The organism is Frankia sp. R43, from assembly GCF_001306465.1.
GTDB classification, from domain to species: Bacteria; Actinomycetota; Actinomycetes; order Frankiales; family Frankiaceae; genus Parafrankia; species Parafrankia irregularis.
Genome location: NZ_LFCW01000014.1, coordinates 86,735 through 100,438, shown reverse-complemented (window position 1 = coordinate 100,438; position 13,704 = coordinate 86,735). Strand labels below are relative to the sequence as shown.

Sequence of the window (13,704 nt, the reverse complement as noted above, 5' to 3'; positions counted from 1 at the left end):
GCAGCCTTGTACTGCCGAAAACATGAAGCCGCCGGGACGGATCGCCCAACGTCATGCCGAGCCCTGCCCTGGCCTGGATCGCAGCTATTGCGCCGGGCACGGATGCGGCACGTTCGAGATCGCCGAATGGTTTCTGACCTTCCAGGATTGGACTGTCCGGCCACGGTCGAGCAGGATCGTGACCAGCACGCCTGATATTGCCGGAATGGGTGAACTCGCCGGAATCGGCACCGACTCAGGGCGTCAACTCTCTCTTAAGAATCTTGCCGGTAGAACCCTTTGGCAATTCAGCCACAAAGCGGATCTCGCGGGGATACTTGTAGGCCGCGAGTCGCTCCTTGGTGAATTCAATTAGTTCATCGGCGGATACCGATACACCCTCCGCGCAGGCAACGAACGCGAGGATCTCCTCACCCAACCGGTCGTCGGGCTTCCCGATCACGGCTGCCTCAACCACAGCGTCGTGTGCATACAGGACCTCTTCGACCTCACGCGGGTAGACGTTGTAGCCACCCCGGATGACAAGATCCTTCTTTCGGTCGGCAATATAGAAGTAGCCGTCACCGTCAGTGTACGCCAGATCGCCGGTATGGAACCAGCCGTCGCGGAGGGCCTCAGCAGTGGCTTCGGGTCGCTTGTAATATCCCTTCATGATGTTGTGACCCCGAATCACGATCTCGCCGATGTGCTCAGGTCCAGACGGCAGTTCATTGCCCTTCTCGTCCACCACCCGAACTTCGACCCCCCAGATCGGCTTGCCGACCGAGAGCACCTTGCGCTGCTCGGCGTTGATGTTGAACGTCGTCGCGCTAGCAGACTCCGAAAGCCCATATCCCTCGAGGATGACGCAACTCTGGAACTTCTTCTCGAAGGATCTGATCACATGACCGGGAAGCGAGGAGCCGCCAGCCACCCCAACCCGAAGGCATGACAGATCTCGCTGCGTGGTGTCGATGCTGAGCAGACCGGCGTACATCGTCGGCACGCCCGAAAACACGGTGCACCGGTTCTTCTCGATGGCATCGATCACGGCTTCGGGTTCGAACCTGGGGACAAGCACCAGCGCCGCGCCGTGCCGGACTGTGCAGTTCAGCACGCTGGACAGTCCAAAAACGTGGAACAGTGGCAGCACCGCGAGATGGATGTCCTCGCGGTGCAGCCCGAACAGCTCCCCGGTTATGGTGCAGTTCATGTACAGCTGAAAGTGGGTGAGTTCGGCGCCCTTGGGCTGCCCGGTAGTTCCGCTCGTGTAGATCAGAACCGCGGTGTCGTCGGCATTCGTCGGGTGGAGGTCTCGACCGTCCTCGGCGAAGTAGAGCTCGTCGTAGTGTTTCGCCCCTTCCGGGAGCGCGGTGCTGTCCGGAAGGTTGACGACATACGTCGGAACGCCGCCGGCTTCCACCGCGCCACGCCGCGCCTCTGCGGCAAACATTTCGAAAGTCACCAGGAGCTTGGCGTCGCAATCACGCAGATGGTATGCAACCTCAGGGGCCTTCAGCAGCGGGTTCAAGGGAACCAGCACCAGACCGGCCTTGAGGACCGCGAAGTAGGTGAAGACGAACTGGGGAAGATTGGGCAGCTGAACCGCAACCTTGTCACCCGGATCCAGTCCCAGTCCCAGCAGGCTCGTTGCGATTCGCCCGGAAATCTCGTCGACCTGCGAGTAAGTGAAGGGCGTCTCATTGATCTGACACAGAAGGCTTCCTGGACGCGCTTTGGCCGATTCACGGAGGATGCCGGCCAGATTGAACGACATGAGTTCTCCTTAGGAGGGTTCGCGGGTAGGAGGGGCGTCGAGGAGCAGCCACAGTGAAACGACCTTCAGGAGATTTTCCGGCCCACCACAGACCAGACTCCAAATCAGGATCACACCGGCCGGCCCGGTCGGATCAGCAGTCATTCACAGGGGCAGAGGTTCGCCAGTTCGAGGATCGCGACGTTCAGTCACCGACCACGGGTGCGTAGTTTCGGTAGCTTTCACCGACCCAAGAGCCCGGCAGGAAACACGTAGACGTCCGCGACGCGATCGGTCCGCAGCATCAGCGCTAAGCTATTTCCCCACAACAGGGGCAGTTGGAGCACCAGACCGGTTGGATTGGGCGGACCGGAGGTGTTGCACTATAGGCCCATATCCTTGGCTATGAGCATCTTCATGACCTCCGAGGTTCCCCCGTATATGCGGTTCACGCGGTTGTCCGCGTACAGTCGCGCGATCGGGTACTCGTTCATGTATCCGTAGCCTCCATGAAGCTGCAGACAGCGGTCTACGACGCGGTGAGCAACCTCGGTGCAGAAAAGCTTGGCTGATGCGGCCTCGGCGGCGGTCAGCTCGCCGGCGTCATAAGCCTCGATCGCTCGGTCGGAGACGGCCTGTGCGGCGTCGACTTCCGCCTTACATGACGCCAGCTCAAACTTGGTGTTCTGATAGTCCGCGACCGGACGGCCGAACACGGATCTGTTCTGGGTGTACTCGATCGCGAAGCGTAGGGCGGCAGCTGCCTGCGCCGCAGAGGAGATCGCAATCGTGAGCCGCTCCCGAGGCAGGTGCCGGATCAGGTAGTTGAAACCCTCTCCGACTTCACCCAGCACATCCTCGCTGGGCACCTCGACCGAGTCGAAGTACAGCTCAGCCGTGTCGGAGACCTTCAGTCCCAGCTTGTCCAGCTTGCGCCCCACGGTATATCCGGTAGCGGCCGTGTCGACGACCAGAAGAGTGATTCCGTGGCGCGGGTTCCTATCGACGGGAGAAGTACGTGCGCACACGATCACCCGGTCCGCGAGCACACCTCCGGTGATGAAGGTCTTGGAGCCGTTGAGGATGTAGTGCGAGCCGTCCTCCGACAGTGTCGCCGTGGTCCGCATGCCACTTAGGTCCGAGCCGGCGCCGGGTTCGGTCATGGCTATCGCGAACATGGTGTCCCCGGAGATGAAGTCCGGAAGCCACCGCACCTTCTGCTTTTCTGTCGCGTGCGCCAGCAGGTACGGCAGGCAGAGGGCAACGTGCACTGCCGAGCCGCCGAAAGCCACTCCAGCCCGGGCCAACTCCTCGGACTCGACCGCCAGATACTTGATCGACTCGATCCCCGCACCGCCATACTCCTCTGGCACCTCGATCCCGAACAGCCCCAAGGCCGCCAGGTGCTTGTAGAGTTCCCGTGGCACCTGACCAGCTTCCAGCCAAGCAGAATAGTGTGGCTGGACCTCGTTCTCGATGAAAGTGCGCAGGATCCGCCGAAAAGAATCATGATCTTGAGTAAACACAGTACGACGCATTAGATAAGTTCTCCTCATTCAAGGACGGTCAGGCCGGACCCGCACACCAATATTCTGCGTGAGCCCGAAAGGGAGGCACCTGCGCCACAGACATAACGATAATCGGCAACACCATGCTTCCCACCAGCCGCCATGATGCGACATCTGTGCCACGGCTCGTCGCTCCGACGTCACTCTTTAAAATATATGTATCTTGGTCACACAGATTCATCCCTCGGCTACGGCTGTCACCGAGACCGATGTACTGGGAAGATCGTCCGCCTCAGCTGTGAGCAAGATCCGGCCTGGCCGGGTCGGCCGCAGGATCGCGAGCACGCGACCTTCATAGGTCGTATGAGCATCGGAGCCGAACGGTTCGGTGTTGTCCGGTCGCGCGCTGGCGAAACCCACCAGTTCAGCAGCGCCGTCAACCCTGAGGCTGACGAGGGCCTCCACCTCGTTCGCGACGGTCCCGCTCTCATCAGCGATCGCGATCTCGACGTACGCCAGGTCAGTCCCATCGGCGGCGATCCGGTCGCGGTCGATGGACGCGACAAGCCTCAGGTCGCCCTGTCCGCTCCGCAACGAAGCGCGGCCCACTTCCAGCCCGTCTCGATACGCCACTGCCGTCAGCGTGCCGGGCTCGTATGCCGTCTCGAATCGCGCGATACAGGACCTGACTGCTCCGACCGACGCTTTGCCAAGCAGCCGTTCGTTCAGGTGAAGCTCCACCTCGTCGGCATCGCTGTAGACGTCGACGACGATCGGCGAGCCGGGGGCGACCGCCCAGTTCCAGCTCTCGAGCGCGTCGTCCCACGACCACGCGGTGAGCCGCACCTGGCGCCCGTGGAACTGCGGGCGGTGCACCGCGATGTACGGCTCCGTCCGCAAACCCCAGACCGTCTCCCGCCAATAGGAGATTGGCCGACGCCGTCCGGTGATGTCAATGGTCCCAGCACCGGACAACAGCCACGGATAGGGCGATACGAGCCCGGTCGGCTGGTCCGCGTCGTCGGCATAGACGGGGCGACCCACTCCTGCTTCCCCAAGGTGGTCCCACGCGGTCCAGGCGAAGTCACCGATGACCTGCGGGTGCTTCTCGACCAACTCCCAGAGCACGTCGAGGGCTCCGGGGAAGGTCTCGGAACCAACCAGGATGCGCTCAGGAAAAAGCTGCGCGTCGAGGGAGTAGCGCGCCTCGGAGTAGTTGATGCCGCAGACATCGGCCTGAGAGTGCGTCTCCTCGGTCCTACGCGTGACCAGCTCCGATGCACCAAAGGCGCTCACGCCATCCTTTGACAGGATGACATTTATGTCGAAAGGCTCGTCTGTCGGGCTGGTTCCGAGGAGCAGGTCCGTGGCCGCAAGTAGGCCATTGACGGCGTTCGTGACAAGGCGCGAGGAATCGAGTGAGCGCACCTTGTCCGCGATACGACGTCCCCAGGCCGAGCCGAGAGGACGACCGACCTCGAGGATCTCGTTGCCGATCGAATACATGATCACACTAGGGTGGTTGAAGTCCTTGCGGATCATCGCCTCAATGTCTCGTTCCCACCATTCGGGAAAGGTGAGCGCCGCATCGTGGGAGGTCTTGCTCTCGGTCCACACATCGGCGAACTCGTCCATGACGAGGAGGCCGACGCGGTCGCACGCGTCGAGGAAGGCCGGGCTGATGGTGTTGTGACCGCTACGCACCGCGTTGAAGCCGGCGGCCTTGAGAATCTCAGCGCGACGGTACTCCGCGCGGTCGATGGCAGCGGCTCCGAGCGGGCCATGATCGTGATGTACACAGCCGCCGCGCAGCTTCACTGTGCGCCCGTTGAGGCGCAGGCCGTTCACGGGATCGACTTGCACCGTCCTGAAACCGAAGGTGGCCGCCGCCTCGTCGAGCTGGGCGCCGTTCTCGTCGGTGACCACTGCCTGTACCGAGTAGAGCGATGGCTCATCGACGTCCCACAGCTGCGGATGAGTGACGTAATGCCGCAGGCGCGCTATTGCTGGCTCGCCTGGCAGCACAGTCAGCGGAATCGACGACCGCGAGGTCGAGCGCCCGGCCGCGTCCCGAATCTCGCTGTGGACACGAACGGTAACCGCGTGCCGCAGTGGATTTGCGACCTCGACATGCACGGCAGCGACGGCGAGATCACGTTCGATGTCGGATGTACGGACCTGGACACCACCGAAGGGGATGTGAACGGGGTCGGCAACCCCGAGCCACGTGTTGCGATATATTCCCGCGCCGGTGTACCATCGGCTGTCGTCATGCGCCCGGAGCTCGACCCTGATGACGTTGCGCTGACCGAAGCGCAAGAAGGGATCCAGCGTCAGCGAAAACGGGCTGTAGCCATTGGGTCGCTGTGCGGTAAAGTCTCCGTTGACGTAGACCATGGCATCGCGATAGACGCCTTCGAACTCGACAGCAACAGTCTTGTCACGCCATTCAGCGGGAACGTCGAACGTCTTCTCGTAGGCAAGGTGTGCGCTCGGGAAGTAGCCACTCCGACTTCCGCTCGGACTGGCCGGATCTCGATCAAGATCTCGCATTCCGTCGTGCGGCAGACGCACGGGTCGCGATGGCGCACCACCTGCCAGCACTGCATAGAGCGTTTTCTTGGGCGCGACAGTCCAGCCTTCGTTAAAGGATTTTCGAATCACCAGGGCTCCCCGCACTCGCCGCCTGCATCCGTGAACTCGGCTCCGCCTGCTTCAAGATGGGGAACCACAGGTGTCCTCGACAGAGCGGTGACCCGATCACCTCACTGGGCGGCACCGCCCCGACCCGCGACGTACTCGCCTGGCCACGACTCCTGAATCCAGTGAGCACCAAGTCTGCGTCCGCGGTGAAGCCCTCCGCGGACCTTAATCGCAACAAGGCCGACCCTCCGCGACTCCGAGGCTGCGAACCGCACAGCATGACGTGATCAAGATTACAGCAAAAATCTCCCAAATGGAAGGGATTCGGACGGGCGCGCTAGAGGCACGCCGGGACCCACCGGGCACGGTGGGTCACCTGCACACCTCTCGACCAGGACGGTCCGGGAGCGATCCCCGGCCCCTACAGGCTCGAGGCCCCAGCAGGAAGACGCAGCCCACCTCGGGGCTTCAACGGCCGATAGATCACGCCGAGCGCCGCAGCCGCCATCCGGGGCCGCGAAAGCAATGATCATCCCTCAGGGCAACAGCCCGAGGCGCGAGCTCAGAGCTGGACCGTGACCAGCGTCTGAACCGATCTCCGCAGCTCTTCGTACAGGTTGATCGAGCGGTCCAGCAGCCACATCGACTGCAGTCCGATGGTGCATGCCACGACCATCCGGGCAGCACCCTCCGGGCTGAACCCACACACCAGCTCGCCACGCTCCTGAAGGAGCACAAAGGCCCGCTCGAGCAGCGCGATGGCGGCCATGCGCTGCTCACGGAAGTAGTGGTGCGCCGGGTGATCAGGTGCCACCGCCTCGGCACTGAGTGTCATCTCGAGCTCCACCAGCACGGGCGTGTCGGTATTGTGTTGGATGGCCCCGATCCAGACCCGCAGCAGGTCGAGCCCTGCGGGTCGACCCTCGCCGCCGCGCGCGAGCGCCTCCTCATCGCGCCAGGCTAGAACCGCTTCGAGTAGCTTCACCTTGCTCGGGAAGTGGTGGCGGATGCCGGCGTGGGTCATGCCCGCGCGCTCGGCGACATCACGCAGCGAGCCGTCCCGAAACCCGTACTCGGAGAAGACCTGGACTGCGGCGGCGATGATGTCCCGCCGGCGCTGGGCGGTGCCTGCGTACTCGCCGCGAACCGCGCCTGCCATGATCTGCCCCCTTGCCATCCGAACTGGGCTCGGCGCTCGATGGACACCTCTGTTCCTCATGAGAGTACTCAGGAGGGTACAGTCACCATCGTTCAAACCCTTCCACATGGATAGATTTGACCGTAGCGTCGACGCGTCCGGATGGCCGGGTCAACCGGCTGGGCGCGCCGCCCAGACTCGCGCCTCGATGCGAGTCCGACCACCTCCGTCTCCGAGGAGAGTCGTTGAGAACTGTCCAGGGAACGTTCCCTGAAACGATGGGGCCCGTCGTCGAGGCCTTCAGCGCGACCTTCGACCCGGCAGCAGGTGGTGCCGCCCTGTCGATCTGGCACGACGGTCAGGAGGTCGTCAACATCTATGGCGGCTTGGCCGACGTCCGGACGCAACGCCCGTGGGCGGAGGACACCAAGACAGTCCTGTTCTCAACGACCAAAGGACTCGCGGCTCTCACGGCCGCCTGGCTGGTGGCGAACAACCGACTGGATGTCGACGCGCCCGTCTCCAGCGTGTGGCCCGAATTCGCTGTTCAGGGCAAGGAGAGCATCACGGTCGGCGACGTCCTCGCCCACCGAGCCGGCCTCATCGCCCCGGACGATGACATGACGATTGACGACCTGATCGACATCCGAGCCTTCGCGGCCCGACTCGCAGCACAAGCACCCTTGTGGCCCAGCGCCTCGAAGCACCTTTACCACCCGTTCACCTGGGGTCCCCTCATCAGCGAGATCCTGCGTCGCGCCACCGGTGAAGATCTTCCGGAGGTGTTCGCACGGGAGATCGCCACACCCCTGGACGCGGCCGTCACCCTTCGGGCCGACGACCACGACGTTGAACAGGTCGCGCACGTTACGGCGTCGACGGAATGGAGCAATCAGGCTGCCCTGATCGAGAAGGTGCTACCGAAGGCGGCACTGCGTGCGTTCACCGCCGGCGGCGCGCTGCCGTCGGACCTGGTCGGAGCAGGCGGCGTGAATGATCCCCGGGTGCAGAAGGCTGGCCTCGTGAGTGCGGCCGGGCTCGGTACGGCATCTGGCCTGGCCCGGATCTGGTCGGCGACGGTCGCCTCGACCTACGGTGTTCGGCTGCTAGGCGACGAGGATGTCAAGCGTCTCGTCGCGGTGCGGAGCGAGGGCGCCGGCTGGGATGCTCTGTCAGAGGATGGCAGCGAGCAGCGACTCGTCACTCCGGACGGCGAGCTGACCGGCGACGACAGCGTGTCCGGGTCGCACCCACGCTGGGGCGCCGGTGTGCAGCTCGGCTCCGGCTCGATGACATGGCTCGGACCCAACTCACTCGGCCATGACGGCGCCGGCGGCCAGACGGCCTTCGCCGACCCTGACTACGGCATTGCGTTCGCTTACCTCACGAATCGCGTGCGCGCCACTCCCCCATTCGGTCCGATCATTGATGCTCTACGTATTACTCTGGACAACAGAGGATGACAAAGGGTAGCCATTCAGTCATAGCATGCGACAAGCCGCCGCGCTCGGTCGCCGCGACGGTCCGGCCATCCGATGTGACCGATCCGCCGTACTATCGACGTGCCACGGCTATCCGATTGCGGCCGCGGCGCTTGGCCTTGTAGAGCGCGGCGTCGGCGGCCTCGAAGAAGGCATTGAGATCGCCGTCGGGGGTGGGAGTCGTCGCCGCGACACCGATACTCACGGTGACGACTCCCCTGTCGACCAACGGATGTGGTTCGGCCAGCTCCTCGACTGCAAAACGGCTCCGGTGAGCGAGCCGGGCGGCCGCACCCAGGCCGGTGTGTGGCATCACAATGGCGAACTCCTCGCCACCATAGCGAGCAACTAGATGGTTCTCACGGACATTCCTGGCGAGGCAGGCGGATACCTTTTTGAGACACCGGTCACCTATGCCGTGCCCAAAGTGGTCATTGTAAAGCTTGAAATGGTCAATATCGACCATTGTCAGCGCGATTTGCGTGAGATGGCGTCCCGCGCGGTTCCATTCCACATCGAGGACCTCGCTGAGGCGCCGGCGGTTGGCCAGGCCAGTCAGCGGATCGGTAGTCGACAGCTGTAGCAGCCGGCGGTTCACGACGGAGAGCTGTTGGGTTCGTTCGGCAACCTTGCGTTCCAGCGATGCGTAGATCTGGGCGTTGTCCAGCGAGACCGCCAACTGCCCGGCAACCAGCATGATTCCGTCGAGGCGTTCAATCGTGAACGCGCTTCGGATCATCCGGTTCTCCAGGAGAAGCATCGCTCCCTGCGTGCCGCGAATTGTGATCGGCAGGGCCAGTAGGGAGCAACGGTCAAGATCTGCGAGGTAGGGGTCGCGGCGAAACCTGTCGTCGTGGGTCGCGTCGTCGATGACCAGGGGCTGGCGGGTCCGATCGACGTACCAGATGACCGAGGCCGGCAGCATATGCCGCCGGCCGGCCTCGTCGAGTGAGACGGTGCCGCCGTCGCCTACCGGCACGGACCAGCCGGCTTTCGCCTCCTCATGCAGCAACAGGTGGACGCTGGTGGCCCCGGTCATTTCCGACAGGATTCCTCCGACCCTTGCCCGTAGACCGTCAATGGTGGTCTCCGCACCGAGTGCCTGGGACGCGGCCGCGATACCGAACAGGTCGATGGTTCGGGTCGTGGCGGCGGGCCTGCACCCGGCGGGCTCCGCCAGCCGCCGCGCATCGGGATCCATGGTGGTGAACTCGATGCGCTGCACCGGATGGACCCAGTCGAGCTGGCTGACCTTCGCCGTCGCGCCCCAGGCCAGATACTGACGGCGGGCAGCCGCGAGCGGAGCGCTTCCGGCCTCCAGCATGCCGTGGGCGAAGTAGAACCGGGCGGTGCGTTCGAGGATCAGCGCTCGGTGCCATGGGCGTTCCCTCGTCGACGCCTCGCGCTGCGCGATGTCGAACGTGTACGCCGCCTTGCGGAAATCATCGACAGCCCAGGCCTGTTCTGCCTCGACCAGACGCAGCAGGTGGAGGAAGTTGACCGGCGCGTCGGCCGCGCGCGCGGACATCCAGGCGACCAACTCGTCCAGCTCGGCCAGCAAGGCCTCACGCTGACCGCCTTCAGTGGCCCGTGCCTGTGCCGCGAGCGACATAGTCCTAAGCAGGCGTGCTGTCGTTGTCACATACATCGGCTCGACCACCGGAAGCAACCGCATCGACGCCGCCGTGTGCCGCGCCAGCCTGGTCGGATGATCGAAGATTGCTGCGGCGAGCGCCGAGGTGACGTGCAGGTGAGCGAGTGCGAGCGGGTTGATGGCCAGCCTGTTCAGGGCAGACGCCTCGTCGGCTTCCGATTCGACGGCCTCTCCACGCAGAATCTTTATCAGATGGCGGCACGGCTGGACGGTCTCCACAAGATGCGCATTGCCCGTGCTCACCGCAGATGCGAGCGCCGCGTCGGCCTCGGTAAGAAGAGCGTCGAGAGACGGGGCGCAATCCAGCAGGTTGTACGTCAGCATGTAACGTGTGAAGGATGCATTCTGCAGATCCCCACTGTGGACAAGCGCCTCCAAGGCACGACGGCCCCTGGAAATATTGTCATCGAGGGAGTCGAACCAGTGTCCGGCACCGGCCGCGTAGAGGAACTGGGCACGTCCGATCTCAAGGTCATAGCCGAGTTTCCTGCTCACCGAGAGGAGGCGCTGCACGACGCGGTACCCGGTGTGATAGTCGCCATGGCGGCCGATGGTCACAAACGCAGCGCAGGCGGCCGGACCGAGGAAGGTGGGATGCGGGCCATGCTGTGCCCACATCTCCAATACCTTCACGGTCAGCCAGCCCAGCATCGCCTGATCGCAGAAGTAGGCCGCGGGCAGAAGCCGGTCGATGACCCTGCAGGCGGCGAGTAGGGAGTGGTCGATACAACCCGCCCGTCGAAGATCATCCGACTCGTTGGTCCGATCGATCCACCGACGGAGCTCGTCGAGCCCGCGGTCGATGTCCGCGTCCAGATGATCCCGCTCCGGGAAGGCGAAACCGAGGTGCCCGAGCTGGTCGAGGCCGAGCCGCATCGCCTCCCGAGCCAGGCCTCGGTTGGTCAGGCTGACAACCTGCGCCTCGACGGCCGCGGTGCGTTGGGCTGGATGGCTACAGAGCCGACAGACAGCTTCGTAGGCCTCATCGGCGTCTTCCAGCAGACCACGCCGGTAAAGGGCGGCGTGCCGCTCGGTGCCGACCGCGATCAGCTGCTCAGTATCAGCCGGATCGATGAGCGGCATCGCCGCGGTCAGGAACCGTTCCTCCAGCGAGTAGTTACTGAGCACCCGAGCCTGGCCGGCGGCCCGTCGGAAGAGCCTGGCCATGAGCTGCCGCTCCTCCGTGGCCTGAACCACGTCGGCGACCAGCAGATACTGCGCCGCCGCCACAGCGAAGAACTCCTCTCGTTCGGCCAGACGCCGGGCCAGGCACAGCCGGATGGCACGCTGTTCGGTCGCGGTGATCGTGTCCAGGAGTGACTTCTGCGTCCGATCGTGATGAAACCGGATGGCCGGCCGGTCGTCGTACTCCCGCACCAGCAAGGCGGCGGCGTAGGCGGGCGCGAGCCGTCGCTCGACCTCCTCGGCTGCAAGCCCGGTCCCCACCGCCAAGAGATCCAGCTCAACCCGCCCGGCCAGGCAGGCCATAACCATGAGCACCTCGCGGGTCTGCGCGGGCAACGATGCCACGCGGGAGGCCAGCAGCTTCCTGATGTCCAGGACGGCAAGCCGGCAACGCAGTGCGGCCCGATCCGACTGCCAGCCGCTCGCTCCAGGAATGAGCAGGCCCTCGTGACGCAGCGCGTTGAACAGTTCAACCGTGTCGTATGGACTACCCTCGGTAATAGGTTCAATCATCCGCGCCAACTCCGCGGCCGACTCAGGGGCAATCCGCAGGACGTCGGCGACCATGGCCCTCTGCCCCGCGGGCGACAGGTTCCCCAACCGCTGATGACGAGGTTGTACCGGCAGGTGACCCCAGCGGTCGAGCATCGGTGTCAGCGGGTGAGCGATATCTACCTCGTTGTCCCGATAGGCACCGACCAGAAGTAACCCCTCTGCCTGTTCCTCACTGCCGAGGATCAGGTCGATGAAACCCAGTGGTGTCCGCCCAGCCCACTGCAGGTCGTCGACGAAGAACACCACCGGCCGCCGCAAGGACGCGACGGTGCGCAGTACCGCGACTGAAGCGCGCTGTAGCCGCACCTGGGCCGTCATCGGATCACCCGGGTCAGGAGCGACCTTCAATAGCGCGGCCAGCTCCGGAAGGGCAGCGGCAACCAGTTCGGCGTTGGGTCCCAACGCCTCCAGGAGCTGGGCTCTGACCTTGGCCAGATACTCTTCTGGCTCGGCCAGCAACAACCGGCCTAGTGCCCGGAACGCCTGGCGAACACCGTCATACTCCTCGTCCCGGCGAAACTGGTCGAACTTGCCGGCCACAAACCAGCCGTTGTGTCCGGCCACAATCGGCCGGAGCTCGTTGACCAGGGATGTCTTACCTACTCCCGGCGCGCCGCTGACAAGGACACCGCGGCAGCCGCCCGCCATCGCCTCCGCGAACGCCTTATCCAAAGCCCGGATCTCGTCCTCCCGCCCGGCCAGCCGGGACGGTGTCAGGGGGCGCAGCGGAGAGTCGTGCGCGCCGGGATCGCGTACCCGCTCACCGCGGCGGAGCCGAGCGAGATCATGCACCAGCCCATCGGCAGTCTGGTAGCGATCGTCCGGCTCTTTCTTCAACAGATGCATGATGATCGCCGAGAACTCCGCCGACAGCAGCGGGTTCACCGCCGCGGGTGGCACTGGAACCCGCACCAGGTGATCCTGGATGATCCTTGACGGGTCGCTCGAACCGAACGGCGGCGCGCCGGTAGCCAGCTCGTACAAGGTGGCCCCGAGTGCATACAGGTCGGCCCGCTGGTCGACCAGGCGGGCGGTCCGCCCGGTCTGCTCCGGCGCCAGATACGGCACCGTTCCCACGATCTCTCTGTGATGGAGAAACGCCGGCCGAAGCTCGGCGATACTGGCCGCAAGGGCGAAATCGACCAGATACGGGGCACTCCCGTCCCCACACACCACGATGTTCGCCGGATTGATGTTCTGGTGCACCACACCCAGGCGGTGCACCCCGGCCACCGCGCGCGCAAGCGACTCAGCCAACTCGACCAGTCTGGCCGGGGGTAACGGAGCGGGGAGCTCTCGCAGAGCAACTCCCCCGACGTCAGTCAGGAGGATCGATCCAGGGCAGAGCGGCGCATCAGCCGCCAACTGTGCCACCCCGTCAACACCGGACAGCCGCTTCAGGATCTCGATCTCATGACCCAACCGCCGTTCCGCACCAGGCCCCAGCGGCTCCTTCCGGATCAGACTCCCAGCCGGCAACATCACCCGGGTCACTCGGGTCCGTTCCGTCTCGTGTAGCACGTCCATCCGCACTATGCCTGGCGGATGTCGGCCCAGCTCCGTCCTCTCTGATCCCATCTACACCCCGCACCTCGTGCCCCGTCTCGGCCTACGTTCAACCCATCCATCCAGTCTGCATCTGGCCCGATTGACGGCAACAACACTGTCCGATAAGAGATGTTTCCAAGGTTTTAGCCATCGACCTGGCCGGGCGGAATGATCCACGACCGACCGTAGCCGGCGATGAACCCGACATGCGGCGAATCTCCGCCCGCCCACCACATCCGGGCCGAAGCCGGCGTCCC

The 13,704-nt window shown here is 64.2% G+C and carries 6 protein-coding genes; 1 reads left to right on the top strand and 5 read right to left on the bottom strand.

Going from position 1 to position 13,704, the window contains the following annotated elements:
* Window positions 1-235 precede the first annotated feature (235 nt).
* The 4 genes from ACG83_RS39155 to ACG83_RS39140 all read right to left on the bottom strand — a co-directional run bounded on the left by ACG83_RS39155 (window position 236) and on the right by ACG83_RS39140 (window position 7,045).
* A complete protein-coding gene (locus tag ACG83_RS39155) occupies window positions 236-1,756 on the bottom strand; it encodes a long-chain fatty acid--CoA ligase (RefSeq protein WP_054571319.1) in 1,521 nt (506 codons plus the stop codon).
* 362 nt (window positions 1,757-2,118) lie between these two features.
* The gene (locus tag ACG83_RS39150; RefSeq protein WP_054571318.1) at window positions 2,119-3,273 is read right to left on the bottom strand and encodes an acyl-CoA dehydrogenase family protein; all 1,155 of its coding nucleotides are present in this window, start codon (window positions 3,271-3,273) and stop codon (window positions 2,119-2,121) included.
* A gap of 207 nt (window positions 3,274-3,480) precedes the next feature.
* Window positions 3,481-5,907 carry a glycoside hydrolase family 2 TIM barrel-domain containing protein gene (locus ACG83_RS39145; RefSeq protein ID WP_054571365.1) on the bottom strand — a complete coding sequence of 809 codons (2,427 nt, stop codon included), beginning with the start codon at window positions 5,905-5,907 and terminating at the stop codon, window positions 3,481-3,483.
* 541 nt (window positions 5,908-6,448) lie between these two features.
* A complete protein-coding gene (locus ACG83_RS39140; protein ID WP_063793367.1) occupies window positions 6,449-7,045 on the bottom strand; it encodes a TetR/AcrR family transcriptional regulator in 597 nt (198 codons plus the stop codon).
* Between the two features lie 257 nt (window positions 7,046-7,302).
* Between ACG83_RS39140 and ACG83_RS39135 the strand changes: the two genes are divergently transcribed.
* A complete protein-coding gene (locus ACG83_RS39135) occupies window positions 7,303-8,487 on the top strand; it encodes a serine hydrolase domain-containing protein (RefSeq protein WP_054571316.1) in 1,185 nt (394 codons plus the stop codon).
* A 91-nt stretch (window positions 8,488-8,578) separates the two neighbouring features.
* On the opposite strand, the gene ACG83_RS39130 is transcribed toward ACG83_RS39135, so the two are convergent.
* Entirely contained in the window at window positions 8,579-13,477 is a 4,899-nt protein-coding gene (locus ACG83_RS39130) for a diguanylate cyclase (protein WP_054571315.1), read from the bottom strand.
* Window positions 13,478-13,704: the final 227 nt, after the last annotated feature.